The sequence below is a fragment of the Kineosporia sp. A_224 genome (assembly GCF_002198655.1).
Classification (GTDB): Bacteria; Actinomycetota; Actinomycetes; order Actinomycetales; family Kineosporiaceae; genus R-H-3.
On sequence record NZ_MWLN01000065.1, the window covers coordinates 1 to 26,933 of the forward strand.

Genomic DNA, 26,933 nt, shown 5'->3' on the forward strand with positions numbered 1-26,933 from the left:
GGAGGGCTGCACGCTGGCGGTGACCCTGGAGCCCTGCACGATGTGCGGCGGCGCACTCGGGGGCGAGGACCTCGGGGACGACCTCGACGGTGTGGTTCAGGCGGCGGTCGCGGACGACGTCCAGGGTCGAGCCGCAGGCGCCGGCCTTGGGGTCCCAGGCGCCCATGACGAGCCGGGAGACGCGGGCGAGGACGAGCGCGCCGGCGCACATCGTGCAGGGCTCCAGGGTCACCGCCAGCGTGCAGCCCTCCAGGCGCCACGTGCCCAGCGCCGCGGCGGCGGCGCGCAGGGCGAGCACCTCGGCGTGGGCCGTCGGGTCGCCCGTGCCCTCGCGGAGGTTGTGGCCGCGACCGACGAGCGTGCCGTCCGGCGCGAGGACGACCGCGCCCACCGGCACGTCGTCCGTGAGCAGAGCGGCGCGGGCCTCGACGAGGGCCTCCCGCATCGCCTCGACGTCGACGAGGGAGGGCGGGACGCCCCTCAGCGCAGCGCCTCCAGCAGGTTCGCGAAGCCGACGGTCTCGCCGACCTCGGCGAGGACGGCGCCCGGGTCGTCGGCGTTGTCCTCGACCAGCTTGCGCAGGGTGCGGCCGGGGACGCCGAGGTCCTCGAGCAGGTCGGTCTCGCCGGCCCACACGGCGACGACGATCTCCTCGTCCTCCGGGGGCGTGCCGTCCTCGTCGTCCTCGTCCGAGTCGTCGTCCTCCTCGGCGGCCGGCGCGGCGTCGAGGTCCTCGGGGTCGTCGACGTCGGCCGCCGGCGCGAGCAGCTCGCCGTAGTGGCTCGTCGACGCCGCACCGAGGTCGCTCACGAACAGCCGGGGCAGCTCGTCGCCGTCGACCCGGACGACCGCGAACCACTCGTCCTCGTGCTCGACGACCGCGATGACAGGCTCGTCGTTGACCGCGACCCCGCGCAGCAGGTCGGCGAGCTCGTCGAGCGTCGACGCGTCGTCGACCTCGACGTCGCGTGCCTTCCAGGTGAGCCCGGCCCGGGCGATGACTGCGGTGAAGTACGCCACGAGCGACATCGTGGCACCGTCAGGGGGCCGTCCGCGAGGGCCCCGGGCATGTCGCGTCCATGTCGCGCCGATCACGCGGGCCGGCGTCACGTCCGCGGCGCCTGCTGGGGCCCGACCGGCCGCGATATGTTGCCCGCCATGCGCCTGCATGTCGTGGACCACCCCCTCGTCGCCCACAAGCTGACCGTGCTGCGGGACGTGGGTACCGACTCCCCCACCTTCCGCCGCCTGGCCGACGAGCTCGTGACCCTGCTCGCCTACGAGGCCACCCGCGGCGTGCGGGTCGAGGCGCACGAGATCGTCACCCCGGTCGCACCGACGACCGGCGTGCACCTGTCGGCACCGAAGCCGCTCGTCGTGCCGATCCTGCGCGCCGGCCTCGGCATGCTCGACGGCATGACGCGGCTCGTCCCGACCGCGGAGGTCGGCTTCCTCGGGATGATCCGCGACGAGGAGACCCTCAAGGCGAGCACCTACGCGAACCGGCTGCCGGAGTCGCTCACGGGCCGCCAGGTCTTCCTCCTGGACCCGATGCTCGCGACCGGCGGCACCCTCGCGGCGGCCATGCACTTCGTCTTCGACCGCGGCGCGGACGACGTCACGGCGATCTGTCTGCTGGCCGCACCCGAGGGCATCGCGGCCGTCGAGGCGGAGTTCGGGCCCGAGGCTCCGGTGACGATCGTGACCGCGGCGCTCGACGAGCGGCTCAACGAGCACGGCTACATCGTGCCGGGCCTCGGCGACGCCGGTGACCGGCTCTACGGCGTCGTCTGACGACACGCGGAGCGACCACTCGGACGACACGCCGTGATCCACATCACCCATCCGGGGGACATGCGGAGCGGATGCCCGAGTTGCGGCTTTTAGTATCGCAAGTTCATCTCGGAATCACCCATCCGGCTTCCCTCGAGTGACGGAAGTGACGTACGGTAACGCTGGTCGACGTACCGGTGACCTTCCGGCGTCGTAGGCGCACCCACGGTGACCCAGCCCGGGACATCACGGCGCGCCTTCGTCGTCGTGCCGTGGCGATCGGCAATGCTTGAACGTCCGGCCCGCTCACGAGGAGCGGGCGACGGAATGCGTCGGAGGAGGTGTGATGTCGACTCGTACGAAGAATGTGATCGGCGCGATCATCGTCATCTTCGTGCTGTACGCCATCATCGTCAGCCCCCAGGCGGCGGCGGACTTCGTCCGCACCGGCTTCCAGGCGATCGCAGACGGCGTGCGCGCGGTGTTCGAGTTCTTCGACGCCATCATCAACGGCTAGTCCGGCTGCGCCATGGCGGTCCTGCCGCACAAGTGGCCCTGGCGGAACTGGCCCGTCGCCGAGCTGCCGCGCGAGATCCCGCGGTACCTGGCCGACACCGAGACGACGATCCTCGGCGGCCAGGTGCACGAGGCCGTCATGATCAAGCCGGTCGCCGCCTTCATCGGCGGCACCGTCCTGACGTTCCTCGGGTTCGCCAACCTGCCCGACGGCGCGGACGGCGCGCGCAACCTGCTCGCGCTCGCCTGGGTCGCGCTGCTCCTGTGGGTGTCGTGGCGCTGGTTCGAGTGGACCCGTGAGCTCACCTTCATCTCCGGCTACCGGATGATCAAGGTGGACGGCGTCGTCATCCGCAAGATCCGGATGATGCCCATCGGCAAGGTCACCGACATGACCTACAACAAGACGCCGCTCGGCATCCTGCTCGGCTACGGCACCTTCATCGTGGAGTCCGCCGGCCAGGACCAGGCGTTCTCGAAGCTGCCGTTCATCCCGGACCCGGACAACACCTACCGGCACATCCAGAACCTGTTGTTCAAGAAGGTCCCGCAGGACGTCAACATCGTGAACATCAGCACGCCGAAGCGGGTCAACGTCGGCTGGACCGGGCGCTTCCGCAAGGACCCCGACGGCCGCGGCGGCAAGATCGACCAGGACGACCAGAACCCGTGGTGACCCGCCGCAGCACGCGGCGGTCCGTGCGTTCCGAGCTGTCCGGACGGCCCGGCTAGGTCGTCTCCCGGACGACGAGCGTCGTGGGCACCACCGCGTGCCGCTCCGCGAGCGGTCGCCCCTCGATCATCGTCAGCAGCGTGCGGGCCATCTGCCGGCCCATCTCGATGACCGGCTGGCGCACCGTCGTCAGGCCGGGCGCGATCCCCTCGGTCCCCGGCAGGTCGTCGAAGCCGACCACCGCGACGTCCTGCGGCACCCGCCGCCCGGCCTGCTGCAGCGCGCCGAGCGCGCCACGGGCCATGACGTCGTTCGACGTGAAGACGCCGTCGAGGTCCGGGTGTGCGGCGAGCAGCCGGCGGGCGCCCTCGGCGCCGGACGCCTCGCTGAAGTCGCCCTCCACGCTCAGCGTCGGCAGTGCGCCGCCGGGCAATCCGGAGACGACAGAGCGCCAGCCCTCGAGCCGGTCCCGGCCGACGACCATGTCGAGCGGACCGCTGATGTGCCCGATCCGGGTCCGCCCGCGGGCGACGAGGTGCTCGACGGCCGTCCGGGCCCCGGCGAGGTTGTCGGCGTCGACGGACGCGAGGCCGGGGATGTCCCGGTCGGGCCCCTCCACCGCACCGCCGATGACGACGGGCACGCCCTCCGTCGCGATGGCGCCGGGCAGCGGGTCCGCGCCGTGGACGGAGATGATGATGACGCCGTCGAGCGGGCGCCCGGCGGACCAGCGGAGCATCCGCTCACGCTCGGCGGGCGTCTGCGCGAGGGCCAGGACCAGCTGGACGTCGTGCGCCATGAGCTCGGCGTGCACGCCGCGCGCGACCGTCGCGAAGTAGGGGTCGCTGAAGAGCCGCTCGTCGGACTCCGAGACGACGAGCCCGATGGAGCCGCTGCGACCGAGGACGAGGGAGCGCGCGGCGAGGTTGGGCCGGTAACCGAGCCGGGCCGCGGCCGCCTGCACGGCCTCCATCGCGCGCCGGCTGACGTTGTGGCCGCCGTTGAGCGCCCGGCTCGCGGTGCCGCGCGAGACCCCGGCCTCCGCGGCCACCATCTCCAGCGTCGGCCGCTGCCGGCCGCCGTCGGCCGCCCTGCTGTCCTCCACGCGAGCACCTCCTCACCCTGTGCGGGTCCGACCGTACCCGGGTCGATCACTGCCGGACGCCGGTCGGCGGATGTCTGCCGCGCCGGCATGCACGGGGCGGGCCCGGGACGGTCGGGCGGGCCGACGGACGGGACCGCCGGGGTCGCCGCGCGTGGCCCGCGGACGGCGTCCCCGGCGGTCGTCCCCGGTGGCGGCCGGAGACACTCCACATGGGAGCGCTCCCAGCCTGCTCTTCCCGGTCGGACGTGTCAATGCGGCGCCGTCAGGGCCGGCGGCGGTCAGGACGACGAGTCGTCGGGGTGCCGCCGGTCCGCCGCATCGAGCGCGGCGGCCTCCTCGAGCGTGGGGGCCGTCCCGCCGAGGTGCGGCGGGAGCCACCACGTGTCGTCGGGGCCGGACGGCTCGTCGGGGTACGAGCGCTGCACCCGGTCGAGCATCTCCGCCATCCGGGTGTGCAGCTCGGCGGTGACCTCCTCCGAGTTGTCCCGCTTGGCCGGCCGCAGCGGCTCCCCGTAGGCGATCGTCAGGGCCTTGCCGCGGCCGTAGTCGCGCGGGCGGCCCTTGGTGTAGATCCGCTGCCCGCCCCAGACGACGCACGGCACGATCGGCACCTGGGCGGCCTGCGCCATCCGCGCGGCGCCCGCCTTGAAGTCCTTGAGCATGTACGCGCGGCTGATCGTCGCCTCGGGGAACACGCCCACGAGCTCACCGGCCTTGAGCGCCGCGAGCGCGTCCCGGAAGGCCTGCGACCCGGCGGCCCGGTCGACCGGGATGTGCTTCATGCCGCGCATGAGCGGCCCGGAGACCGGGTGCTTGAAGACGGCGTCCTTCGCCATGAACCGGACGAGCCGGCCGGCCGGCTGCGCGCCGAGCCCGACGAACGTGAAGTCGAGGTAGCTCACGTGGTTGCTCGCGATGACCGCGCCGCCCTCGCGCGGGATGTGCTCTGTCCCCTCGAGCGAGAAGCGCAGGCCGAGGCCGCGGAACACCGTCTTGGCCAGGAGGATCACCGGGGGGTACACGCGCTCGCTCACGACACGTGAGCGTAGGGCGTGCCCGGGCCCGGCGGCAGACCCGCCCGCGGCTCCCGGCTAGGTTCTCGCCGTGGCTCTCTTCGACCTCGGCGGCGACGCCCTGCGCCGCTACCGCTCGACGACCCCCGAACCGGTCGGCTTCGACGCCTTCTGGGCGCAGACCCTCGAGCAGACCCGGCGCACGCCGCTGGCCGTCCGGCTCACCGCGCAGCCCACCGGCTTCGCCCTCGTCGACGTCCACGACGTCGAGTTCTCCGGCTGGGACGGGCAGCGCGTGCGGGGCTGGCTGACCGCCCCCCGCGGGGCCGCCGCCCGCGGCGAGCGGTTGCCGGCCGTCGTCGAGTACGTGGGCTACGGCGGCGGGCGCGGGCTGCCCGGCGACCCGTCGCGGTACGCCCTCGCCGGCTGGGCCCACCTCAAGATGGACACCCGCGGCCAGGGCAGCACCTGGTCACCCGGGCACACCCCCGACCCGGACCCGCACGCAGGCCCGCAGCACCCGGGCTTCATGACCCGTGGGGTCGCCTCCCCGCAGGAGCACTACTACCGGCGGGTCTTCGCGGACGCCGTGCGGGCCGTCGAGGCCGCCCGGGCGCTGCCGTTCGTCGACGCCGGCCGGGTCGCGGTCGCCGGCGGCTCGCAGGGCGGGGCGATCAGCATCGCCGTCGGCGGGCTCGTGCCGGACCTCGCCGCGGTCGCGCCCGACGTGCCCTTCCTCTGCGACATCCGGCGGGCGACGACGATCACCGACTCCGACCCGTACGGCGAGGTCGTGCGGTACTGCGCCGTCCACCGGGACATGGTCGGCACCGTCTTCGACACCCTCGACCACGTGGACGGCGTCTTCCACGCCGCCCGCGGGACCGCCCCGAGCCTGTGGAGCGTCGGGCTCATGGACGACATCTGCCCGCCGTCGACGGTCTACGCCGCCTACAACGCCTGGGCCGGGCCGAAGCAGATCGTCGAGTACCCCTTCAACCGGCACGAGGGCGGCGGCGGCTTCCACGAGGGCGAGGTCCTCGGCTTCCTCCACGAGGTCTTCGGGACCACCCCCGTCGCCTGAACCGGTGCCCGCGGCTACCCGGCGGCGGCGCGCTCGTCCCGGTCGAGCCAGGTGCACACGCAGATCACGTTGCCGTCGGCGTCCGCGAGCACCCAGAACGACCGCGCGAAGGAGTCGTCGACCAGGCGGCCGCCGGCCGCGAGCGCCGCGTCGACCCGTGACTGCGCCTCGTCGTGCGCGACGGTGACGTCGAGGTGGATCCGGTTGCGCTGCGGCCGCGGGGCGTCCATGTGCTGGAACCACAGTGCCGGCAGCTGGCCTGTGGGGTCGACGAGCGCGGCGTCCGGGGCGGCGGCGTCCCCGGCGGGGTCGTCGACGTAGCCGAGGACCGCCTTCCAGAAGGGGCGGATCCGGGCGGCGTCCTGGGTGTCGATGGCGAGCTCGAGCATCTGGACCGGACGCGCGACGCCCGTCGCAGGAGCCGCGGGGACGGCGAGCGCGGCAGAGACGGCTCGGGCGGCAGTGACGTCGAGGTCGGTGACACGACCCGCGGTGCGGGTCGCCAGCGACAGTTCGACCCGGTCGGGCCGGACGTCGACGCGCAGGTGCTCGTCGGCCCGTGGCCCGGCCGCCGCGACGGCCCGGGCCGCGACCGCGCACCCGTCCGCGAGCGAGGCCACCGGGACCGACAGGCAGTAGGTGCCGAGCAGGTAGCGCCAGCCCTCGGCGACCACGGCCTCCTGGGCCGCCGTCCGGGTCAGGAAACGCACTGGTCCGTTCGTCATGCCCCAGACCGTACGACCGACCTCCGACACCGCACGCTCAGCCCGCGAACGGCACCACCGGCAACCCGCGCACCCCGGGCGTCACCCGGAACAGCGCCCCCGCCTGCGGGTCCTCGCCCGCGGCGAGGCCCTGCCGGGACGTCGTCACGTACAGGTCGCCGAGCCCCGGACCGCCGAACGCCGGGCACGACACCTGGCGGGCCGGCACCCGGACGACGACGTCGAGCGTGCCGTCGGGCGCGTACCGGTGGACGGCGGACCCGGCCCAGAGAGCCACCCAGACCCCGCCCGCGGCGTCGACGGTCAGGCCGTCGGGGTGGCCGGCCGCGGGATCGACCGTGACGAAGGGCTCCCGCGCCGCGACCGAGCCGTCGGCGGCGAACCTCAGCCGCTCGACCCGGCCGGTCGGGGTGTCGGTCCAGTAGGCGAAGGTGCCGGTCGGGTCGAAGCAGAAGCCGTTGGAGATCGTCGCGCCGGTGACGACGGCGCGGGCCGCGCCCGTGGGCGCCACCCGGTAGAGGCTGCCCGCACCCGGGCTCTCGTCGTACGCCATCGTCCCGAGGAGCAGGTCACCGCCCGAGTCGCAGCCCCCGTCGTTGCACCGCGCACCCGCCGCCAGCGGCAGCGTCGCGACCGTCCGCGGCGCGACCGCCTCGTCGTCCGGGTCGTCGAGCAGGACGACGGTGCGCTCGAGCGCGACGACGAGGCCCCCGTCCCGCCGCGGCCGCAGGCACGCGACGACAGGCCCGAGGGTCCGGCGGCGGACGGCGCCGGTCGCCGGGTCGAAGGTCATGAGCCCGCCCGCGACGAGGTCGACGAACCGCAGCACGCCGGCGGCCGCGTCCCAGACCGGGCCCTCGCCGTGGTGGGTGCACACGTCCGTGACCTGCTCGGCGTCCAGCACGGTCGGGACCGTCGGGGTCGGCATGGCGACGATCCAACCACCGGCCCGTGACCGCACCCATCCGGACGGGCGACCGCACCGAACACCGGTCGTTGAACCGGCTCCGGGGCGACTACGTTCCGGTGTCGTGGGACCGACCGGCACCACGGACGAGCACCTCATGCGCCAGCTGTACGACGCGCATGCCGGGGTGCTGCTGGGCTATGTCCGCAGGCTGGTCGGTGGTGACACGGCACGTGCGGAGGACGTTGTGCAGGAGACGCTGCTGCGGGCCTGGCGGCACCCCGAGGCGCTCGACCCAGAGCGCACCGGCGGGGCGTCCGTCCGGGCCTGGCTGCTCACCGTCGCCCGCAACCTCGTCATCGACGGCGAGCGCGCCCGCAAGGTGCGCCCGCGCGAGGTCGCGGCGGTGAGCGACACCGACGTGCTGCCGGCCCGTGTCCTCGCGGCCGGCGGTGTCGACGAGATGCTCGACCGGGTGCTCCTCGCGCACGGGATGGCCGAGGCCCTGACCACGCTGACGACCGACCACCGCGCCGTCCTCGAGCACCTCTACTTCCGGGACCGCAGCGTCGCCGAGACCGCCGCCCGCCTCGGCATCCCCGAGGGCACCGTGAAGTCCCGCGCGTACTACGCGCTGCGGGCGCTGCGGGTCGCGTGCGAGGAGCGGGGGCTCGTGCCGTGACCTCGCCCACCCCCGCCCAGGGCGGAGCGTCCCCGAACCCCTGCACGACCCTGCGCGAGGACGCCGCCGTCGCGCTCCTGCGCGGCGAGCCGCTGCCGGACGCCGTCCGCGAGCACCAGGCGCAGTGCCCGCCGTGCCGCGACGAGTTCGCCCGGCTCGCGGTGCTCCCCGCCCTCCTCGACGTCACCCGGGACGAGACCGTCCCGCACGCCGAGGTGCCCGACGAGGCTCTGCTGCGCCGGACCCTGGACGAGATGCGGCACCGGCGGCAGCGCCGCCGGCGGCTGACCGTCCTCGTCGCGGCCGCGGCCGCGCTGCTGCTCGCCGTGCCGGCCGGCGTCCTCGTCGTCCGGGAGCTCACCGAGACCTACGAGGCCCCGGGGGTCGTCCAGCCCGGCGACGTGCTCGTCGCGGAGGGCACGGCGCAGGACGGCGCGTCCCCGGTCGGGGCCGACGTCCACGTGCTCGCGCACGGCGAGGGCCGCGGCAGCATCCTCGTCGTCGCCCCCTGGGGGCTGGCGTCGGGCACGAAGTGCCGGATCGAGCTCGTCGACTCCGGCGGCTGGACGCACCCGGTGCAGACGTGGGTCGTCCCCGAGGGCTACAAGCGCGGCTGGAAGGCCCGGGTCCCGGTGACCGTGGCGCCCAAGGAGGTCGCGGACGTGAAGCTCGTCGACGACGCGACGGGGGCCGTCCTGCTCACGGTGCCGGTGCGCTCCGTCTGACCGGGTCCGCCCGACGCAGGGCCGGTTCACGCAATCGCAACCTGTGAATCCCCTGAATCCTCGAACCGAGCCACTGATCATGGCGTTGCCTCGGTCAAGAGCCGAACTCTGAAGTCCCTAGGAGGACACCTCGTGGACCAGCAGGAACTCACCACCCCCGACCGTCGCAGCGTCATGCAGGTGTGCGGCCTCATCAGCCTCGGCCTGCTCGGCGTGCCGACCCTCGTGGCCTGCGGGAGCGACGACGAGTCGTCCGAGGGCGGCAGCGGCGGGACCGCGGCGGCCGGCGCCGCGGGCACCGTCCTCGCCAAGCTCGCCGACATCCCGGTCGGCGGTGCGCTCGTGACCAAGGGCGCCGACGGCAAGCCGGTCGCGCTCATCCAGGCGACCGCGGGCGCGGTGACGGCCGTGAGCGCCGTCTGCACCCACCAGGGGACGACGGTCGCCGCGGCGAGCGGCGAGCTCGACTGCCCGTCGCACGGCTCGAAGTTCGGCTTCGACGGCGCCGTGAAGAACGGCCCGGCGACCAGCCCGCTCGCCGCCGTCGCGGTCAAGGTCGACGGCGAGAACGTCGTCTCCGCCTGACCGCTCCGTCACCGCAGGGCCTGCCCCCTCGGGGCGGGCCCTGCGTGCTGCCGGGCCGCTCAGCGCTCGACGACGACCGGGGCCTCGACGAGCCGGACGGCGGGCAGCCCGCCGGCGGGCACCGGCCGGGCGTGGACGCCCGGCTCGTGGGTCGCCGCGCCGTCGACGGCGACGACGTCCCAGTCCCGGCAGACCGTCGTGACCGCCAGCGGGTACAGCGTGAGCCGGCCGTCGGCGTCCACCCGGATCCGCAGGAAGCCCTTGTAGTCCTCGACGGACTGCGCCGACATCTGCCACGAGGCCACCGTGTGGTTGCGGGCCACGAGGATGTACGCCGCGAGCGCCTCGCACGCGACGAGGCCGGTGACGAGCACCGTGCCGCCGAAGGCGACCCCGAGGACGACCCAGTCCGGCCAGCCCGGGGGCCACGGCACGGCGAGCACCGCGGCGAACGACGCCGACGAGACCGCGAGCTGGAGGACGACGCCGAGGAGCACCTCGCCGGGGCGACGCGGCGCCCGGCCGCGCAGCAGCGGCAGCAGGACCGCGACGGCCACCGCGACCGCGAGCCACACGGCGGTCTGCCAGCCGAGGTCGAGCGCGTCGCGCGGCGACGCGTTGCGCAGCACGAGCACCGGGTTGCTCCGCTGGACGAGCCCGAGCACGAACGCCTGGAGGAGCAGCGCCACGGCGTGCACGCCGCCGAGCAGCCGCCACAGGCCCGGGTTGCGGAAGGCGAGGCCGTGCGGCGGGCCGCCGAGCAGGCCCCGCACGAGCCGGCGGGACCGCGCCGCGTCCGGCCAGCGGGCCACGAGGTCGAAGGCGGCGGGCTCGTCCGGCGAGGCCATCTTCGAGCCGGGCGCCGGGAGCACGAGCTGCTCGGGCAGCCGGTGGGTCTCGGCGAGGTAGGCGCCGCCGAGCCCGCACGTGACGAGCTGGCGCGGCGGCTGGTCGTCGGTCTGCTCGGCGTACCGGGCGTAGTGGTGCCGGTCGCCGGTGAGCCACAGCCGGACGCTCGCCCCCGTCGGCCGGGTCTGCCCGTCGTCGTCGGTGTGGCAGCGGACGACCTCGCGCTCGAAGAAGTGCAGGGAGTTGAAGGCGTCCGGGTCGTCCTCGGCGGTGTGCACCCAGGTCGGCGTCGGCGCGCAGACGACGACGGCGTCGCCCGGTTCGAGGTGCGCGGACAGGTTGCGCCGGAAGTACTCCAGCTGCGGGCCGTCGAGGTAGGTGCCCAGCTGGGTGTCGACGCCGACGAGCCACCACTTCGCCGGCAGCCGCACGGCGAAGTAGCTGCGGGTCTGCTCGGACCGCCACCCGCCGACCATCCGCCGCTGGGCGAACACCCGCAGGAACGCGGTGAGGCCGTCGTACCAGTCGTGGTTGCCCGGCAGGGCGTAGACGGCCGGCTCGCGCTCCCCGGGCGCCAGGGCACCGGGCTCCCACGCAGCGCGCATGAGGGACTTGAGCCGGTCCTCGTAGTTGCTCGTCGAGGAGACCGGGTAGACCTCGTCCCCGCCGAGGACGAGCGCCCGCCCGCGCGGCAGCGAGACCGGCCGTGCGGCGACACTGCCCGCCCGGACGCCGTCCGGCGCCAGGACGTCGACCCGCGGCGCCGCGAGCAGGCTCACCATCGTGTAGGTCGGGTCGAAGCCGTCGCCGGTGTCGGCCATGTAGTCCCACCAGACGCCGCCGTCCGGGTCCGCCGGGACGGACAGCGGCGTCGCGGGCAGCGCGGCCTGCGTCTCGCGGCGGTCGGTGTAGTCGGCGAACAACGAACCGAGCCCGGCGGTGACCGCCGTCCGGGCCAGCTCGACCGGCGAGAGCCAGCGCACCTGGTCCTGCGGGGTGAACCCGAGCTCCTTCGACCGGCGGCGCAACGCGGTGACGTCCACCCGCCCGATCATGCCCGCGCCCGGGGCGCCCCGAGCGGTTTCGCCGCATCCGGGTGGCGGCCTTCTCGTCGTATCCGCTCAGGTCGGCGGCCCGGCGTCCGACGTGGGTACCCGTAGGACGTGCCGGCCACGGGTCCGCACGACGCGACGGCGGGCCGTGGCCCGCAGGAGGAACCTCATGGACGCCAGCTGCGGGACCGGTCGGCCCCGACCCTTCACGGACGACGCGGCAGCCGGCTGCGCGCCGGTGCTGCTGCTCCACGAGCGGCTGCGCGGCACCCGGGCCGGACGGCGCTGGGAGCGGATCGCGCGGGCGCACCGGCTCGAGATCGAGGCGCTCGCCGTCGTCCACCCCGACCTCGGCGCCCGCGCCGGTCGGGCGATCCGGCTGCTCGCCGCCGTGGCGGGCTGCTCGGACCACATCGACGACACGACGCTGGACGCCGTCCGCGCCGTTCTCGACGACCTCGACCGGCTCGGGACGTTCGAGCTGCGCCGGGACGCGCAGTCCCTGCGCGACGAGCTCGCCTACGTGCGCGGGCACAGCTTCGCCGAGCTCATCACCGGCTGAGCCCGCGGGTTCTCCCGACGACGCCCCGGCCGGCGCCGGGTCGGGCACCATGGTCGGACCGCCTCCGGGCGGGACGTCCCGGGAGCCGGGTGGCGGCCGCGTGGCCCGCAGCCGCCGCCCGACCCCCGCCGCGCGGCGTGTTTGGTCCGGCGGCCCGTCGGGTACGCAGGATGCATGAGCGACCAGGGCTACGACGACGAGTTCACCGGCCGGCGCAGCGGCACCACGGGCAGCGTCCCCCGGGCCGACGTCGACACCCGGGCGGAGGTCGCGCGGGCCCTGGGCAAGGAGGTCTACCCCGCGGACCGCGAGGCGCTCGTGCTGCGGGCCGTCGACAACCGCGCCTCCGAGGACGTCGTCACGCTCCTCGGCTCGCTGCCGCCGGGCGAGACCTTCGAGAACGTCCAGGACGTCGCGCAGGCGCTCGGGCTCGCGGTGGAGGGCCCGCGACGGTGACCCGGACGAGGTGACCCGGACGAGGTGACCCGGACGAGGTGACCCGGACGAGGTGACCCGGACGAGGTGACCCGGACGAGGTGACCCGCCCGTAGGGTGGACCGATGGCAGCCGGATCGTCGTCCGTGACGCTCGAGGTGGCCGGGCGCGAGGTCAAGGTCTCGAGCCCGGACAAGGTCGTGTTCCCGCAGGTGCTCCTCGACGGGCCCGCGGGTGCCGCCCCGGTGACCAAGCTCGACCTCGTCCGGTACTACCTCACGGTCGCGGACGGCGCCCTGCGCGGGGTCGCGGGCCGGCCGATGATCCTCAAGCGCTTCGTCAAGGGCATCGACCAGGAGGCCTTCTTCCAGAAGCGGGTCCCGTCGAACAAGCCGGACTGGCTCGACTCGGTGACGCTGCACTACCGGTCGGGGACGTCGGCCGAGGAGGTCGTCGTCCGGGACGCCGCCGGGCTGGCCTGGGTCGTCAACCTCGGCTGCGTCGACCTCAACCCGCACCCGGTCCGGGCCGAGGACCTCGACCGCCCCGACGAGCTGCGCATCGACCTCGACCCGCTGCCCGGCGTCCCGTGGGAGCAGACCGTCGAGGTCGCCCTCGTCGTCCGGGAGGTCCTCGCCGACCACGGGCTCGTCGGCTGGCCGAAGACGTCGGGGTCGCGCGGCTTCCACATCTACGCGCGGGTCGACCCGCTGTGGGCGTACCCGCAGGTGCGGCTCGCGGCGCAGAGCGTGGCGCGCGAGGTCGAGAACCGCGCGCCCGACCTCGCGACGAGCCGCTGGTGGAAGGAGGAGCGCGAGGGCGTCTTCGTCGACTTCAACCAGAACGCCAAGGACCGCACCGTCGCGTCGGCGTACTCGGTGCGGCCGACCGCCGACGCCCGGGTCTCGACGCCGCTGACGTGGGACGAGGTCCCGGGCTGCCGGCCCGAACGGTTCACCCTGCCCGCCGTGCTCGCCCGGTACGCCGACCTCGGCGACCCCTGGGCCGGCATCGAGACCGCCGCCGGCTCGCTCGAGCCGCTCCTGGCCCTGGCCGAACGGCTCGGCCCGGCCGAGAAGCCGCCGCGCGGCTCCGGGACGCCGGACGGCCGCCGGCAGTCGACGATGCCGCTCGTCGAGGTCGCGCGGACGAAGACCAAGCCCGAGGCGCTCGAGGCGCTCGAGCGCTGGAAGGCCAGGCACCCGGGCGTCGTCCCGCTGCTCGAGCCGGCCGACGTCCTCGTCGACGGCATGCGCGGCAGCAGCTCGGTCTGGTACCGGGTGCGGGTCAACCTCCAGCACGTGCCGGAGGCGGACCGGCCGGAGCAGGGCCCGCTCGAGGCCGACTACGACCCGTGGGTCCGGATGCGCGAGCGGATGGCCGCGTACGGGGCCGGGCAGAACCCGGTTACCGAGCGGTAGCGTGCGGCCCGTGAGCCTCGTGACCACGCTGCGCCTGCCCGGTGCCCGCCGCGACCCGTTCTCCCGGGCGATGGCCTGGTGCGCCTCGACCCGCCCCGGCTCGAAGGTCTTCGCCGTCGCGCTGCCGCCGCTCGACCGCGGCCTCAGCCGGCTCACCGGCGGCCGGGCGACCTTCACCGAGGTCGCCGCGGGGCTGCCGACGGTCTACCTGACGACCCGCGGAGCACGCTCGGGGGCGGACCGGACGGTGCCCCTGCTCGGCGTCCCGATGGGCGGGGACGTCGTCGTCGTGGGCTCGAACTGGGGCGGCGCGAAGCACCCGGGCTGGGTGCACAACCTCGTGGCGTCCCCGGCGGGCCGGCTGACCTACCGCGGGCGCGAGGCCGCGGTCGAGGCCCGCGAGCTCGCGGGCGACGAGGCCGAGCAGGCCTGGGCGCTGGCCCGCGCCACGTACCGCGGCTACCGGCTCTACCCGGAGCGCACCGGTGGCCGGGAGATCCGCCTGTTCCGGCTCACGCAGGAGTGAGCAGCGCCCGGATCCGGTCGGGGACCGGCGTCTTCTCGTTGCCCTGCGCGGTGACGAGCACGTAGACCGTCCGCCCGCGGCACAGGCTGACGCCGTCCCGGACGACGTCGAACGTCAGCGTGAAGCTCGTCCGGCCGACGGCGGCGACGTCGACCTCGACGTATGCCGCGTCGCCGTAGCCGAGCCCGCCCGACCAGTCGAGCTCGGTCCGCACGAGCATGACGTCGTACCCGCCCGCGATGAGGTCGGTGTACGGCAGGCCGCGCGCGGCGAGGAAGGCGGTCATCGCGTCGTCGAAGTACGCGAGGTACCAGGCGTTGAAGACGACGCCCTGCCGGTCGACCTCGAGGTACCGGGGGCTCAGCGGGTGACGGAACGGCTCCACGCCGCGGAGCATAGGCGCTGCCCCGGCGCGGCCGCTGCCGCCGGGCATCGGTAGGGTCGCAGCACGTGAGCACCCAGTGGACCGATGGGCGGACCGACGGGCGCACCGCGGACGACCCGTGGCGCCGGTCCCGGCTCGTCGGGGTGCCCGAGGCGGGGCAGGCCGGCAAGGACGCCGCGGTGCTGCACGCCGTCCAGGCCGACCTGCACAACCACTCCCTGAACTCCGACGGTCTCGGCGACCCCGAGCGGGCCTTCGCGCAGATGCGCGCCGCCGGGCTGGACGCCGCCGCGCTCACCGACCACGCCTCGACGCCCCGGGACCTCGTCGCGACCCTGTCGCTGGAGCAGTACCCGACCCGGGACGCGCTCGCCCTCGGCCGGCTCACCCCGCGCTCCATCGACGACGCGAAGTGGCTGCGGGTCGGGGAGGTCGCCGACGGCCACGACGCCCCCGGCGAGTTCACCGCCATCCGCGGGTTCGAGTGGACCGAGCCGTGGCTCGGCCACGTCAACGTCTGGTTCTCGCAGGCCTTCGTCCCGGTGCTCACTCCCGGCTCGACCGTCGGCGTCCACGAGTTCCTCGCCCGCGAGGAGCGCACCGCGCTGTTCGGCTACAACCACCCCGGCCGCGAGCCCGGCCGGCTGCACAACTTCGCCGTCCCCGGCCCCGACCTCGACCCGGGCGCGACGCTGCCGCCGCGGCTCGTCGCGACCGAGGTCTTCAACCGCACCGAGGACTTCCTCTTCGGCGGCTACGCCGAGCGGCTGCCGTCGCCGGTCGTCGACGTCCTCGACGCCGGCTGGCGGCCGGGCCTCACCGGCTCCAGCGACGAGCACGGCCGGTCGTACGGGCTCGTCGGCAAGGGCCGCACCGGGCTGTGGGTCCGCGAGCTGAGCCGTGAGGGCGTCCGGGAGGCCCTCGAGTCACGCCGCACGTTCGCGACCCGGGAGGTCCGGCTGCGCCTGGACGCCGCGCTCGACGGCGTCCGGATGGGCGGTCGGTCCGACACCGGCCGGCCGGGCGGCCGGCGCACCCTTGTCGTCGACGTCGACCTGCCGGACGGCGCGGGCCGCCCGGTCGAGCTCCAGCTGCTCACGTCGGCGCACCCCGAGGGGACCGCACCGGCGGCCCCGAACACGGTCCGTCCGACCGACCCCGCGGACGCCGGCGTCCGCGTCGTGGCGCGGGTCCCGGCCCGGCTCGGGGAGCTCGTCGTCACCGACGTCGAGGTGCCGGACGACGTGGCCTGGCTCGTCCTGCGGGTCGCCGACCCGGCGCGTCGGTACGGCGCCGCGGCCCCGCGCGACCACCCCGCGAACTGCTGGGCCCTGGCGTACGGGAGTCCCTGGTCCTGACGCCCGACCTGGGCATTCCGTCGATCGTGACCTTCGAGTTGACGTACGGTAACCGCGTGATCGCAGTCGGGCTGGTCGCAGCCCTGGAGCGGCTGCGCCCGGTGGTCGACCTCGTCCCTGCCGCCTTCGTCGCCGTCGACGCGGACGAGCACGTCACCGTCTGGAACCCGGCCGCCGAGCAGCTCTTCGGATGGCGCGCGGCCGACGTCCTCGGCGCACCCGACCCGACGCTGGGCCCGCGCGGCCAGGCCTGCACCGACCTGCTGGGGACCCCGCACGAGGTGACGCGGCGGCGCAGCGACGGCGAGGAGGTCGACCTCACCGTCGTCAGCCAGGCCCTCCACGACGCGCAGGGGCTGCCGGCCGGCCGGCTCAGCGTCTACGCGGGCGGGGCCGAGCGCCGCCGGCTCGAGCTGCAGCTCGCGGTCCGGGCCAAGCAGCAGGTGGCCGTCGTCCGGCTCGGGGAGGCGGCGCTCGGGGCGGCCTCGATGGCCGACGTCTCCGCCGAGGCGGTGCGCACCGTCGCCACGACGACCGGTCTGCCGGCGACGGTGCTCCTGCGGGCCACGGCGTCCGGCCGGGGCCGGGTCTCTGCGCTGCTCACCGCGGCCGTCGCGGCGCCCGGCTGGGCCGGGCCGGTGCCGTGGGGCGTCGGTGACCCGGCCCTCGCCGGTGCGGCGACGGCGCGGCAGGCGCTCGCGACCCGGCAGGCGGTCGTCACCGTGCTCGACGACGGCCCCGGGCCGGGCGGCGGCCGGCCGGCCGGGGATGACGACCCGCTGCGCGCGCAGGGCGTCCGGGCGCTCGCCGCGGTCGTCGTCGGGCCACCGAGCGACCCGTGGGGCGTGCTCCTCGCGGCCGCCGGCGCCCCGGACCGCTTCGACCGCGACGACCTGTGGTTCCTCCAGGCCGTCGCCGGGATCGTCGCGGCCGCCGACGCCCGCCGCACCGCCGAGGCCGAGGTCCGGCACCGGGCGCTGCACGACGCCCTCACCGGGCTGCCGAACCGGGAGATGCTCCTGGAGCAGACGGCCCGCGTCCTCGCCGAGGGCCGCAGCACCCGGCACACGAGCGCGCTCCTGCTCGTCGACCTCGACGGCTTCAAGGACGTCAACGACTCGCACGGGCACCAGGCGGGCGACCGGGTGCTCGTGCAGGTCGCGGACCGGGTCCGGGTCGCGATCGGCGCGCGCGGGCTCGTCGCCCGGCTCGGCGGCGACGAGTTCGCCGTCCTCGTCGGCGGCCTGGAGACCGCGCTCGACGCGCGCGGCGTCGCCGAGGACCTGCTCGCGGCCCTGGACACGCCCTGCGCGACCCCGGGCGGGACGGCCCGGATCGGCGGCAGCGTCGGCATCGCGCTCGCCCCGACGCAGGGCGACGACCCGACGACGCTGCTCATGCGGGCCGACCTCGCGATGTACCGGGCCAAGCGCGAGCGGCTCGGTTACACGCTCTTCGACGCCCGCCGGGACCACGACGCGAGCGGCCGGCTGGCCCTCGTCACCGAGCTGCGGGCCGCACTGGAGGACGGCACCGTCGGTGTCGAGTACCAGCCGTTCGTCGCGCTGCAGACCCACACGGTGCAGGGCGCCGAGGCGCTCGTCCGCTGGTCGAGCCCGCGTCGCGGCCCGCAGGCCCCGGCCGACTTCGTCCGGCTCGCCGAGCAGGCCGGCCTCATCGAGGAGCTCACGACGTACGTGCTGCGGACCGCAGCCCGGCAGGCCGCCGTGTGGCGGGACGCCGGCGCCGACCTCGCGGTGTCCGTCAACGTCTCACCGGTCGCGCTCGCGACGCCGGGCCTGGACGCCCTCGTCCTGGACTGCATCGAACGGCACGGTCTCGGCCCGGACCGGCTGCGGCTGGAGGTCACCGAGTCCTCGCTCGCGAACGACGCCGCCGTCGCCGCGATCGAGCGCCTCGCCCGGCGCCGGGTGCGGATCGCCATCGACGACTTCGGGACCGGCTACTCCTCGCTCTCGCGGCTCAAGCGGCTGCCGGTGAGCACCGTGAAGGTCGACCGCTCGTTCGTCACCGAGCTCGCGGACGACCCGCGGGACGCCGCGATGCTCCGCGCGATCATGACGCTGGCGCGCGACCTCGGGCTGCGGGTCGTCGCCGAGGGCGTCGAGACGGTGCGCGCCGCGCGGGCGGTGACCGAGCTCGGCGTCCACCAGGGTCAGGGGCTGCTCTACGCGCCGGCGATGTCCGTCGAGGCGTTCGACGCGTGGGCGGACCGGTGGGCCAGGGGCGGTTGGCCCTGCTGCGCCCCGGACGACGCCGCGGCGCCGGGCACGGGCCCGGCGCCGCGCGTCGTGGACCTGCGGAACGCCGCCCCCGACGTCAGCCCTGCACGTCGAGAGTGATCGTCGTCCCCGTGAGCGCCTTGCTCACCGGGCAGCTGTTCTTCGCGTCCTCGGCGACGCCGGCGAACGCCGCGGCGTCCAGCCCGGTCGCCCCGCCCCGGACGTGCAGCACGATGCCGCTGATCCGGAACCCGCCCGCCGGGTCGGGTGCGAGCGAGACGTCTGCGGAGACGTCGAGCGAGATGTCCATGCCGCCGGCCTGGCCGAGCAGCGCGGAGAACTGCATCGCGTAGCAGGCGCTGTGCGCCGCGGCGATGAGCTCCTCCGGGCTCGTGACACCCCCGGCGTCGTCGGCCGCGCGGCGCGGGAACGACACGTCGTAGGTGCCGGCCTTGGAGCTCGAGAGCTCGACGCGGCCGGCGCCGTCCTGCAGTCCGCCGGACCACGTCGTCGTCGCGGAACGGGTGGGCATGGGGTCTCCTTCGGTGAGGCGTCGGTGGACGTGACCATGCAACCCCGGGATCGCCGGTCACGCCCGCCGGAACGGCCCCCTGTCAGCGCCGCCGCGGTGCGCGGCCCGGCGGCTGGTGGACGGCCGGCGGCGGGACCTCCAACGGGGGCACCGGCAGCGTGACCGGCGCGCCCGAGTGCAGGGTGACGGTCTTCCCGTGGTGGACGACGTCGATGGTGCGGCCGTCGTCGACGAGCTCGTACGTGGCCCGGGCGCCGTCCGTGGTGACGTGCAGGTAGAGCCCCCGGTGCCGGATCCGGAAGCTCATCCGGGTGATCCGGGGCGGCAGCCGCGGCGCGAAGATCAGCGTCCCGTCGTGGTCGCGCATCCCGCCGAACCCGGAGACGAGCGCCGTCCACGCCCCCGCGAGCGAGGCGATGTGCAGGCCGTCGCGGGTGTTGTGCTGCAGGTCGTGCAGGTCCATGAACGCCGCCTCGCACGCGTAGTCGTACGCGAGGTCGAGGCAGCCGACCTCGGCCGCGAGCACCGCCTGGGTGCAGGCCGACAGCGACGAGTCCCGCACGGTGATCGCCTCGTAGTAGGCGAAGTTCGCCGCCTTCTCCTGCGGGGTGAAGGCGTCCCCGCGCAGGTGCATCGCGAGCACGAGGTCGGCCTGCTTGCAGACCTGGCGGCGGTACAGCTCGAAGTACGGGTGGTGGAGCATGAGCGGGTGCTCCCCGCGGGACGCGGCGAAGTCCCAGGGCTCGTGCCGGGTGAACCCGCGGGACTGCTCGTGCACCCCGAGGTCGGCGTCGAACGGCAGCACGACGGCGTCGGCGCGCTCCCGCCAGCCGGCGATCTCCGCGGCGTCGACGCCGAGCGCAGCGGCGCCGTCCCGGTAGTTCGTCGCGGCGATCGCGGCGGACCGCAGGTTCCGTTGCGCCATGAGCAGCGTGTAGACGTTGTCGTCCGCGACGGCCGAGTACTCGTCGGGGCCGGTGACGCCGTCCACGTGGAAGCAGCCGTCGCGGCCGATGTGGCCCAGGCTCGTCCACAGCCGGGCGGTCTCGACGAGCAGCTCCAGGCCGGCCCCGGCGTCGAAGTCGTCGTCGCGCACGGCGTCGTGGTAGCGGATCACGGCGTCCGCGACGTCGGCGTTGATGTGGAAGGCAGCGGTCCCGGCGGGCCAGTAGCCCGAGCACTCCTCGCCCGTGATGGTCCGCCAGGGGAAGGCAGCACCGGCCAGGCCGAGCTGGCGGGCCCGCTCCCGCGCCTTCGGCAGGGTCGCGTGCCGCCAGCGCAGGGCGTCGGCGACCGCCGGCGGCCAGATGTGCGCGAGCATCGGCAGCACGAAGGTCTCGGTGTCCCAGAAAGTATGGCCGTCGTACCCGGTGCCGGTGAGGCCCTTGGCGCCGATCGGGCGCTCCTCCGCGCGCACGGCCGCCTGGAGGACGCCGTAGAGCGCGAACCGCACGGCCTGCTGGAGCGCCGGGTCCCCGTCGATCTCGACGTCCGCGCCGGCCCAGAAGTCGTCGAGGAACTCGCGCTGGTCGCGCAGCAGGCCGGGCCAGCCGGTGTGCCGCGCCCCGGTGAGGGCGGCGGCGACCTGGTCGCGCAACGCCGGTGTCGACCGCAGCGACGACCAGCCGTAGCTCACGAGCTTGACGACGCGCAGCCGCTGCCCGGGGGCGAGCGCCGCGGTGAAGGTCACCCGTGCCCAGTCCGGCTGGGCCTGCGACGTCATGGCGACCTCGACGCCGTCCGCGTCGTCGCCGACGACCTCGACGACGTGGTCCATCGCCGCCGCGACGCCGATCGCACTCGCCCGGGTGCGGTGCAGCAGGCTCGCCCACGTGCCGCGCACCTCGTGCTCGACGGCGTCGAACGGGGCGTTGAGCGCCGCCGCGACCCGCGGGTCGTCGCCGGCCGGGGGCAGGTCCTCGTTCGCGACGAGCTCGGACTGGACGACGACTCGGGCAGGCGCACCGACCGGTTCCACCTCGTACGCGATCGCGAGGACCGAGCGGTGCGTCAGCGAGACGAGCCGCGTCGTCGTGACCTTCACGGTCTTGTCCGCGGGGGACGTCCACTCGACGTCGCGCGCGAGCGTCCCGGCGCGCAGGTCGAGCCGGCGCTCGTGCCGGTGCAGGGTGCCGTAGCGGACGTCGAACGGCTCGTCGTCGACGAGCAGCCGGATGATCTTGCCGTTGGTCACGTCGACGACGGTCTGGCCGGACTCGGGGTACCCGTAGCCCGCCTCGGCGTACGGCAGCGGCCGCTTCTCGTGGACGGAGTTGAGGTAGGTGCCGGGCAGCGCGTGCGGCTCGCCCTCCTCGAGGTTGCCGCGGACGCCGACGTGCCCGTTCGACAGCGCGAAGACCGACTCGGTGCGGGCGAGGACGTCGAGCCGCAGCACGGGTTCGGTGACCGCCCACGGCTCGACCGTGAAGACGTCCTCGGTGGCCGCCCCGTCGGCGGTCGCGGCGTACCGCCGGCCGGGCTGCGCGACGGGGACGCCGTAGAGCGGGGTCGTCATCGGTCGAGCAGGTCGGAGAGGTCGGCGACGACGACGTCGGCGCCGTGGGCACGCAGCGCCTCGGCCTGGTCGGACCGGTCGACGCCGACGACGACCGCGAAGCCCCCCGCGTGCCCCGCCTCGACGCCGGCGAGGGCGTCCTCGAACACCGCGGCCTTCCGGGCGGGGACGTCGAGCGCGGCGGCGCCGGCGAGGAAGGTGTCGGGGGCCGGCTTGCCGCGCAGGTTCCGCTCGCGGGCGACCCCGGCGTCGATCCGGGCGTCGAAGAGGTCCTCGATGCCGGTCACCCGCAGCACGTCCGCGGTGTTGGCGGACGACGACACCACCGCCGTCCGCAGGCCGCCGGCGCGCACCGCGCGGACGTACTCGACCGACCCGTCGTAGACGGCGACGCCGTCCTCGCGGATCCGGCGCACGACGATCTCGTTCTTGAGGTTGCCCAGACCCGCGACGGTCGCCGAGCCCGGCGCGTCGTCGTCCGACCCCTCGGGCAGGTCGATGCCCCGGGAGGCGAGGAACGACCGGGTGCCGTCGGCGCGTGGCATCCCGTCGACGTACGCCTCGTAGTCGTGGTCGGGGTCGAACGCCACGAAGGCCTCGCCGCTCTGCTCGGCGCGGGCACGCAGGAAGGCGTCGAACATCTCCTTCCAGGCCGCGGCGTGCACGGTCGCCGTCCGGGTCAGCACCCCGTCGAGGTCGAACAGGCACGCCTCGACACCGTCCGGGAGGCCGAAGCGGGTGGCGAGGGCGGGGCTCGTGGTCATGCGCCCAGCACAGCACCGGCGGGTGCCTGCCGCCCTTCGAACCGGTCGCCGTGCCGGCTCATCGTCCGCCGGGCAGGGCACGCCCGAGGCGCCGGAGCGCACGCAGCACCCTGGCCACGACACCGCCGAGGAGGGCCCCGAGCGGTGCGCCGACGACGAGGGCGAGACCCAGACCGAGGAGCGGGGACAGCAGCGAGCCCAGCACCCCCGCCGTCCCGAAGCCGAGCCCGGCACCGAGAAGGACGACGGTGCGGCCGCCCGGCGACGGGGCCGCGACGTCACCGGGGTCGGGCGGGGTGAACGCCATGAGCAGCCACAGCGCGCAGAAGGACCCGACGCCGGCGAAGACCGCGACGAAGGGCTCACCGGAGGCCCACCCGGCGAGACCGGCGACGGACGCGGCGAGGACCGCCGCGACGACCAGCGCCCACGCGCCCTCTGCCTCGTCGCGGTCCTGGGCCGAGAGCGGCGGACGACGGCCGGGCGGAGTGTCCCCGAGATCACTCATGTCCTGATCTTGGCCGGATCGACCCGGATCTGTCACGGTCCGCGGCCCGTCGGGACGCCCCGCCGGAGCACGACAACCTTCCTGTCGCGGCGCGCGTCCTTGCCTGCATGGGGACCGGAGGGATCGCCACCGGCACGTCGACGGACGCCGGTGCGGGCGAGGCCGCGCCCCTCGACGCGCCGGGGGCGCCCAGGGTCCTGCCGCAGGACGTGCCTCAGGAGGGGCCTCAGGACGTGCCCCGGGGCTCGACCGTGTACGGCTACCCGCGGCCGTCGGCCGGTCCCCGGCTGCGGCTGACCCGGCGCGGCCGGCAGGCGGTCCTCGGCGCCGCGCTCGTCCTCGTGCTCCTCGTCGGCGCGGCCGCCGTCCGGGTCGTCGGCTGGCCGGACGCCTGGCTGCCGGGTCTGCTCGGCGGCCCGTCCTGCTCGGTGACGACCGCGGACGGCGAGCAGCAGCTCGAGCCCGACGACGCCAAGCGGCTCACGAGCGCCACCCTGGCGAAGACCCTCCCGCCGGGGCTGTCGGCGTCCGACCGGGCCGTCGTCACCGCGCTCCGCACCCGCGACGGGGCGCTCTCCTGCACCGTCTCGGCGGCCGAGCGGCACTCCCGTGACGACCTCGCCCGCGAGGACGAGACCGCGAGCGGGCTCACCCCGCGGGCGGAGGGCGTCCGGACGGCGCTGCGCGGGGTGGCCGGCAAGCTCCCGCTCGGCGGGTTCGAGCCCGGCGGGGTGTCGACCGGGCACATGCCGGGGTCCGCGCACTACGAGGGCCGCGCCGTCGACGTGTTCTTCCGCCCGGTGTCGGCGCAGACGTCACGACGCGGCTGGCTCGTCGCGCAGTGGCTCGTCGCGCACGCCGACGAGCTCGACGTCGACAACGTCATCTTCGACGACCGCATCTGGACGGCGTCCCGGTCCTCTGCAGGGTGGCGGCCCTACGTGCCGCCGCAGGGCCCGACGCGCAACGCCGTCCTGCGCCACCTCGACCACGTGCACGTCGACGTGGCGCGCGGGACGTGACGACCCACCAGGGACACGGGCCCTCCCTGACAAGAACTGGACAGGTGCTGCAAGGCCCGGATCACGCCACGGACGGCGAACTAGCGTTGAACTACCGCCTCCTGGGGAGGACATCATGAACCGGCGGACACTTCTCATCTCCTGCGTCACCGCCGTCACCGCGCTCGCGGCGGCGGGGATCGGCGCCGTCGCGGTCTCGCCGTCCGCACGGGCCGCGGCGCCGTACGTCTACGACATCTCCTGGCCGCAGTGCGCCGGACCCGGCTCGCAGCCGATGCCCTCGCCCGCGAACACGTCGTTCGTCATCATCGGGCTGACGCACGGGCTCGCGTTCACCGAGAACCCCTGCGTGGACGACCAGCGGCAGTGGGCGGTCGACAACGCGAAGCCGGCCCACGCGTACACCATGGCGACGTACCCGACGCCCGCGCAGATCACCCAGTACGGCACCTCGGGCGGCCCGTGGACCGGTTCGACCGACGCCGGCAAGCTCCGCAACGTCGGCTACGCCGAGGGCAAGTACGCCGCGGCGACACTGAGCGGGATCAGCTGGAAGCCGTCGACGGTGTGGATCGACGTCGAACCCCGCTCGTCGCAGGCATGGCCGGCAGCGACGACCCGAGCCGCCATGCAGCGCAACAGGTTCGTCGTCGAGGGCCTCGTGCGCGGTCTCGAGGACAGCGGCTACGCGATCGGGATCTACTCCAACGCGGGGCTGTGGAACACCGTCGTCGGGCCGTGGTGGCTGCCCGGTGTCCCGGCCTGGGTGGCGACGGGGCAGCACGGCGAGGCGACCGCCGTCGCCGCCTGCAGCGCGACGAGCTTCTCGGGCGGCAAGACCTTCCTCACGCAGTGGACCGACGGGACGTACGACTTCAACGCCAAGTGCGCCGCGTGGACGGCGACACCGGCGAAGGCTCCCGCGCCGTCCGTGGCGAACGACGTCAACGGCGACTGGAAGAACGACCTGCTCGCCCGGCAGGCGTCCTCGTCGCAGCTGTGGCTCTACAAGGGCAACGGCGCCAAGACGGGCAACGTCTTCCAGACCCGGGTCGCCGCCGGGACGTTCCCGTCGTCGTCCTACAACCTCGTCGAGACCGCGGGCGACCTCACGGGTGACGGCAAGGTCGACCTGCTCGTCCGGAGCACCGGCGGCACGCTGTGGCTCTACCCCGGCACCGGGGGCACGACCTGGGGTACCCGCAGGAGCCTCGGCACCGGCTGGGGCGGCATGTCGGCGATCACCGGCATCGGTGACTTCACCGGTGACGGGAAGCCGGACCTCGTCGCGCTCCAGAAGTCCAACGGCGTGCTCTACCTGTACCCGGGCAACGGGTCCGGAGGGCTGCGCGCGCGGACGGCGCTCAAGAGCGGGTGGAGCGGGATGGACCGCGTCGTCGGCGTCGGTGACATGACGCTCAACGGCATCCCGGACCTCGTCGTGCGGCAGGCCTCGACCGGCACGCTGTACCTCTACCCCGGCTACGCGAACGGCGCGCTCGGCACCCGGGTGACGATCGGGACCGGCTGGAACTCGATGTGGCTGTTCGCCGGCGTCGGCGACCTGACCGGGGACGGCGTCCCCGACCTCGTGACGCGCGCGAAGTCGACGAGCGGCGGCGGGCTCTGGCTGTACCCGGGTCTCACGACCGGGAAGCTCGGCCCGAGGCGCTCGATCGGCACCGGCTGGCAGGTCATGAACCAGATCGCGTGACCGGCTGGCCCTGACAGGCCCCGTCGGGCCTGCCGGGCGGTGACGTCTGGCAGGCTCGGCGGGTGACCGACCCGCTCGCCGTCCTCGCGCGGCTGTACGCCGGGACGCCGGGCCTCGTACGGCGGGGCGGCGAGACCTACCCGGTCACCGTCCGGCGGTTGCCGGGGGCCCGGGTCGTTCTCGACGACCGGCCGCGGGCGGTGGATGCGGCGCTCGCCGGGGGCGGTCGCGCCTTCCTGGACAGGCTGCGTGCCGGCGGGCGGGTGCACGACGGGGCGGTCCTGTGCCTGGACCGGGTCGAGGAGCCAGGCCGCGCGGGCGGGGCCGTGGTCCACGTCGTGCCCGGCGGGTACTTCGACATGCTCGCGACGTGCGACGCCGTCCGTGACGAGCTCGTCCGCGCTGCAACCGCTGCGGACGAGGGCGAGAGCGACCGCACGGACGGCCGCACGGACGGCCTGCCCCGCCCGGTGTCGTTCGCGGACCTGCCGCTGCGCCGCCGCGCGCACGAGGTCGCGGGCGACCCGACGACGAGCGGCGCGGGCCGCGCCGCCGCGTTCGGGGTCTCGGTGCTGCTCGTCGTCCGGACCGGCCCGGCGGACGGCGGCGCTGCCGAGGAGACGGGCGTCGTCCTCGGTCTGCGGAGCACCCGGGTCGGGACCGACCCGGGCCGTTGGCACGTCGCCCCGTCCGGGATGCTCGAGCCCGCCGCGGACGGCCGGCACCTCGCGACGACGGCCGCCACGGAGCTGCGGGAGGAGCTCGGCGTGCACCGGACGGTGGACGAGGTCGAGGCGTCGCTCCACGTGCTGGGCCTCGTCACAGACCTCACCCGCCTGCGCCCCGACGTGGTCGTCCTGCTCGACCTCGCCGCGGTCGGGAGCCGGCCGACCGTCGCCGAGCTCGCCGCCGGCGAGGAGTTCGACACCCTCGAGGTCGTCCCGACGACGCCCACCCGCCTCGCCGACCTGTGGACCGGTCGGCCCCCGGCGACGCTCACCGCCGCCGCGGCCGGCGCCCTCGCACTTCTCGAGGAGCACGTCGCCAGGACCGTCGGGATCCCCGCTGCGCCGGGCGTCTCCTGAGGCAGCCGGACGAGACCGCCGGCCGCCTAGAACGGCGGAGGATCCTCTGCCAGCGCCACCGCAGCGTTCGACAAGGGCACCTGCATCGGTGCGATCCGCGGCAGTGGGGCGTGCGGGAGTGCGGTGTAGGCGCGGCCGGTGCGGGTGGTCCAGGTGACGGTGCCGGGTGGGTCG

The 26,933-nt window shown here is 75.0% G+C and carries 28 protein-coding genes; 16 read left to right on the forward strand and 12 right to left on the reverse strand.

Annotated elements, in window-relative coordinates:
• Positions 1-445, reverse strand: a 445-nt coding sequence (locus EDJALFJO_RS05280) for a nucleoside deaminase (RefSeq protein ID WP_143448303.1), incomplete at its 3' end; no start/stop codon positions are given.
• 35 nt (positions 446-480) lie between these two features.
• Positions 481-1,029: a tRNA adenosine deaminase-associated protein gene (locus tag EDJALFJO_RS05285; protein ID WP_158220292.1), complete on the reverse strand. Its 549-nt coding sequence runs from the start codon at positions 1,027-1,029 to the stop codon at positions 481-483.
• 129 nt (positions 1,030-1,158) lie between these two features.
• On the opposite strand from EDJALFJO_RS05285, the gene upp reads away from it, so the two are divergent.
• The 3 genes from upp (at position 1,159) to EDJALFJO_RS05295 (ending at position 2,965) form a co-directional block, all read left to right on the forward strand.
• Entirely contained in the window at positions 1,159-1,794 is a 636-nt protein-coding gene (gene upp, locus EDJALFJO_RS05290) for a uracil phosphoribosyltransferase (RefSeq protein WP_088282972.1), read from the forward strand.
• A gap of 325 nt (positions 1,795-2,119) precedes the next feature.
• Complete coding sequence (locus EDJALFJO_RS34840; protein ID WP_198950027.1) at positions 2,120-2,290, forward strand: hypothetical protein; 171 nt, start codon at positions 2,120-2,122, stop codon at positions 2,288-2,290.
• A 12-nt stretch (positions 2,291-2,302) separates the two neighbouring features.
• Positions 2,303-2,965 (forward strand): PH domain-containing protein, encoded by a 663-nt coding sequence (locus EDJALFJO_RS05295; protein ID WP_088282936.1) that lies wholly within the window; start codon positions 2,303-2,305, stop codon positions 2,963-2,965.
• A 52-nt stretch (positions 2,966-3,017) separates the two neighbouring features.
• Here EDJALFJO_RS05295 and EDJALFJO_RS05300 read toward each other — a convergent pair whose 3' ends face one another.
• The gene (locus EDJALFJO_RS05300; RefSeq protein ID WP_088282974.1) at positions 3,018-4,016 is read right to left on the reverse strand and encodes a LacI family DNA-binding transcriptional regulator; all 999 of its coding nucleotides are present in this window, start codon (positions 4,014-4,016) and stop codon (positions 3,018-3,020) included.
• Positions 4,017-4,345: 329 nt separating this feature from the next.
• Positions 4,346-5,101: a 1-acyl-sn-glycerol-3-phosphate acyltransferase gene (locus EDJALFJO_RS05305; protein WP_088282938.1), complete on the reverse strand. Its 756-nt coding sequence runs from the start codon at positions 5,099-5,101 to the stop codon at positions 4,346-4,348.
• A 70-nt stretch (positions 5,102-5,171) separates the two neighbouring features.
• On the opposite strand from EDJALFJO_RS05305, the gene EDJALFJO_RS05310 reads away from it, so the two are divergent.
• Positions 5,172-6,164 carry an acetylxylan esterase gene (locus tag EDJALFJO_RS05310; protein WP_088282940.1) on the forward strand — a complete coding sequence of 331 codons (993 nt, stop codon included), beginning with the start codon at positions 5,172-5,174 and terminating at the stop codon, positions 6,162-6,164.
• 14 nt (positions 6,165-6,178) lie between these two features.
• Here EDJALFJO_RS05310 and EDJALFJO_RS05315 read toward each other — a convergent pair whose 3' ends face one another.
• Together EDJALFJO_RS05315 and EDJALFJO_RS05320 are read right to left on the reverse strand one after the other, a co-directional pair.
• Positions 6,179-6,889, reverse strand: coding sequence for a VOC family protein (locus EDJALFJO_RS05315; RefSeq protein WP_088282942.1), 711 nt, complete (start codon positions 6,887-6,889; stop codon positions 6,179-6,181).
• A gap of 37 nt (positions 6,890-6,926) precedes the next feature.
• On the reverse strand, positions 6,927-7,817 hold the full coding sequence (locus EDJALFJO_RS05320) for an SMP-30/gluconolactonase/LRE family protein (RefSeq protein ID WP_233149692.1): 891 nt from the start codon (positions 7,815-7,817) through the stop codon (positions 6,927-6,929).
• A gap of 103 nt (positions 7,818-7,920) precedes the next feature.
• Here EDJALFJO_RS05320 and EDJALFJO_RS05325 point away from each other — a divergent pair, with 103 nt between their 5' ends.
• The 3 genes from EDJALFJO_RS05325 to EDJALFJO_RS05335 all read left to right on the forward strand — a co-directional run bounded on the left by EDJALFJO_RS05325 (position 7,921) and on the right by EDJALFJO_RS05335 (position 9,788).
• Positions 7,921-8,478 carry a sigma-70 family RNA polymerase sigma factor gene (locus EDJALFJO_RS05325; protein ID WP_233149693.1) on the forward strand — a complete coding sequence of 186 codons (558 nt, stop codon included), beginning with the start codon at positions 7,921-7,923 and terminating at the stop codon, positions 8,476-8,478.
• Positions 8,475-9,203 carry a hypothetical protein gene (locus tag EDJALFJO_RS05330; protein WP_088282945.1) on the forward strand — a complete coding sequence of 243 codons (729 nt, stop codon included), beginning with the start codon at positions 8,475-8,477 and terminating at the stop codon, positions 9,201-9,203. Before EDJALFJO_RS05325 ends, EDJALFJO_RS05330 begins: the two co-directional genes overlap by 4 nt.
• 132 nt (positions 9,204-9,335) lie before the next feature.
• Positions 9,336-9,788 (forward strand): ubiquinol-cytochrome c reductase iron-sulfur subunit, encoded by a 453-nt coding sequence (locus EDJALFJO_RS05335; RefSeq protein ID WP_198950028.1) that lies wholly within the window; start codon positions 9,336-9,338, stop codon positions 9,786-9,788.
• Between the two features lie 59 nt (positions 9,789-9,847).
• On the opposite strand, the gene EDJALFJO_RS05340 is transcribed toward EDJALFJO_RS05335, so the two are convergent.
• The gene (locus EDJALFJO_RS05340; protein WP_088282947.1) at positions 9,848-11,680 is read right to left on the reverse strand and encodes a hypothetical protein; all 1,833 of its coding nucleotides are present in this window, start codon (positions 11,678-11,680) and stop codon (positions 9,848-9,850) included.
• A gap of 178 nt (positions 11,681-11,858) precedes the next feature.
• Between EDJALFJO_RS05340 and EDJALFJO_RS05345 the strand changes: the two genes are divergently transcribed.
• The 4 genes from EDJALFJO_RS05345 (at position 11,859) to EDJALFJO_RS05360 (ending at position 14,633) form a co-directional block, all read left to right on the forward strand.
• Positions 11,859-12,251, forward strand: coding sequence for a hypothetical protein (locus tag EDJALFJO_RS05345; protein WP_088282949.1), 393 nt, complete (start codon positions 11,859-11,861; stop codon positions 12,249-12,251).
• Between the two features lie 174 nt (positions 12,252-12,425).
• Positions 12,426-12,707: a DUF2795 domain-containing protein gene (locus tag EDJALFJO_RS05350; protein WP_088282951.1), complete on the forward strand. Its 282-nt coding sequence runs from the start codon at positions 12,426-12,428 to the stop codon at positions 12,705-12,707.
• 104 nt (positions 12,708-12,811) lie between these two features.
• Positions 12,812-14,107, forward strand: a complete 1,296-nt coding sequence (locus tag EDJALFJO_RS05355) for a DNA polymerase domain-containing protein (RefSeq protein WP_198950029.1) — start codon at positions 12,812-12,814, stop codon at positions 14,105-14,107.
• Between the two features lie 10 nt (positions 14,108-14,117).
• Positions 14,118-14,633 carry a nitroreductase family deazaflavin-dependent oxidoreductase gene (locus EDJALFJO_RS05360; RefSeq protein WP_143448304.1) on the forward strand — a complete coding sequence of 172 codons (516 nt, stop codon included), beginning with the start codon at positions 14,118-14,120 and terminating at the stop codon, positions 14,631-14,633.
• Here the strand turns inward: EDJALFJO_RS05360 and EDJALFJO_RS05365 are convergent.
• Positions 14,620-15,018 (reverse strand): thioesterase family protein, encoded by a 399-nt coding sequence (locus tag EDJALFJO_RS05365; RefSeq protein WP_198950030.1) that lies wholly within the window; start codon positions 15,016-15,018, stop codon positions 14,620-14,622. The two genes, EDJALFJO_RS05360 and EDJALFJO_RS05365, sit on opposite strands and share 14 nt — an antisense overlap.
• Before the next feature lie 65 nt (positions 15,019-15,083).
• Between EDJALFJO_RS05365 and EDJALFJO_RS05370 the strand changes: the two genes are divergently transcribed.
• Entirely contained in the window at positions 15,084-16,376 is a 1,293-nt protein-coding gene (locus tag EDJALFJO_RS05370; RefSeq protein ID WP_088282957.1) for a DUF3604 domain-containing protein, read from the forward strand.
• Positions 16,377-16,432: 56 nt separating this feature from the next.
• The gene (locus tag EDJALFJO_RS05375; RefSeq protein ID WP_143448305.1) at positions 16,433-18,739 is read left to right on the forward strand and encodes a bifunctional diguanylate cyclase/phosphodiesterase; all 2,307 of its coding nucleotides are present in this window, start codon (positions 16,433-16,435) and stop codon (positions 18,737-18,739) included.
• Here the strand turns inward: EDJALFJO_RS05375 and EDJALFJO_RS05380 are convergent.
• From EDJALFJO_RS05380 to EDJALFJO_RS05395, 4 genes are all read right to left on the reverse strand, one after another.
• Positions 18,717-19,151 carry an OsmC family peroxiredoxin gene (locus EDJALFJO_RS05380; RefSeq protein WP_088282961.1) on the reverse strand — a complete coding sequence of 145 codons (435 nt, stop codon included), beginning with the start codon at positions 19,149-19,151 and terminating at the stop codon, positions 18,717-18,719. The genes EDJALFJO_RS05375 and EDJALFJO_RS05380 overlap by 23 nt on opposite strands.
• A gap of 82 nt (positions 19,152-19,233) precedes the next feature.
• On the reverse strand, positions 19,234-21,666 hold the full coding sequence (locus EDJALFJO_RS05385; protein ID WP_088282963.1) for a glycoside hydrolase family 65 protein: 2,433 nt from the start codon (positions 21,664-21,666) through the stop codon (positions 19,234-19,236).
• Positions 21,663-22,430, reverse strand: a complete 768-nt coding sequence (locus EDJALFJO_RS05390; RefSeq protein WP_088282965.1) for an HAD family phosphatase — start codon at positions 22,428-22,430, stop codon at positions 21,663-21,665. Before EDJALFJO_RS05390 ends, EDJALFJO_RS05385 begins: the two co-directional genes overlap by 4 nt.
• A gap of 58 nt (positions 22,431-22,488) precedes the next feature.
• A complete protein-coding gene (locus tag EDJALFJO_RS05395; RefSeq protein ID WP_088282966.1) occupies positions 22,489-22,938 on the reverse strand; it encodes a hypothetical protein in 450 nt (149 codons plus the stop codon).
• Positions 22,939-23,171: 233 nt separating this feature from the next.
• Between EDJALFJO_RS05395 and EDJALFJO_RS05400 the strand changes: the two genes are divergently transcribed.
• The 3 genes from EDJALFJO_RS05400 to EDJALFJO_RS05410 all read left to right on the forward strand — a co-directional run bounded on the left by EDJALFJO_RS05400 (position 23,172) and on the right by EDJALFJO_RS05410 (position 26,759).
• The gene (locus tag EDJALFJO_RS05400) at positions 23,172-23,960 is read left to right on the forward strand and encodes a hypothetical protein (RefSeq protein WP_233149694.1); all 789 of its coding nucleotides are present in this window, start codon (positions 23,172-23,174) and stop codon (positions 23,958-23,960) included.
• Between the two features lie 115 nt (positions 23,961-24,075).
• On the forward strand, positions 24,076-25,674 hold the full coding sequence (locus EDJALFJO_RS05405; RefSeq protein WP_088282968.1) for an FG-GAP-like repeat-containing protein: 1,599 nt from the start codon (positions 24,076-24,078) through the stop codon (positions 25,672-25,674).
• A gap of 62 nt (positions 25,675-25,736) precedes the next feature.
• Positions 25,737-26,759 (forward strand): hypothetical protein, encoded by a 1,023-nt coding sequence (locus EDJALFJO_RS05410; protein WP_088282970.1) that lies wholly within the window; start codon positions 25,737-25,739, stop codon positions 26,757-26,759.
• Positions 26,760-26,933: the final 174 nt, after the last annotated feature.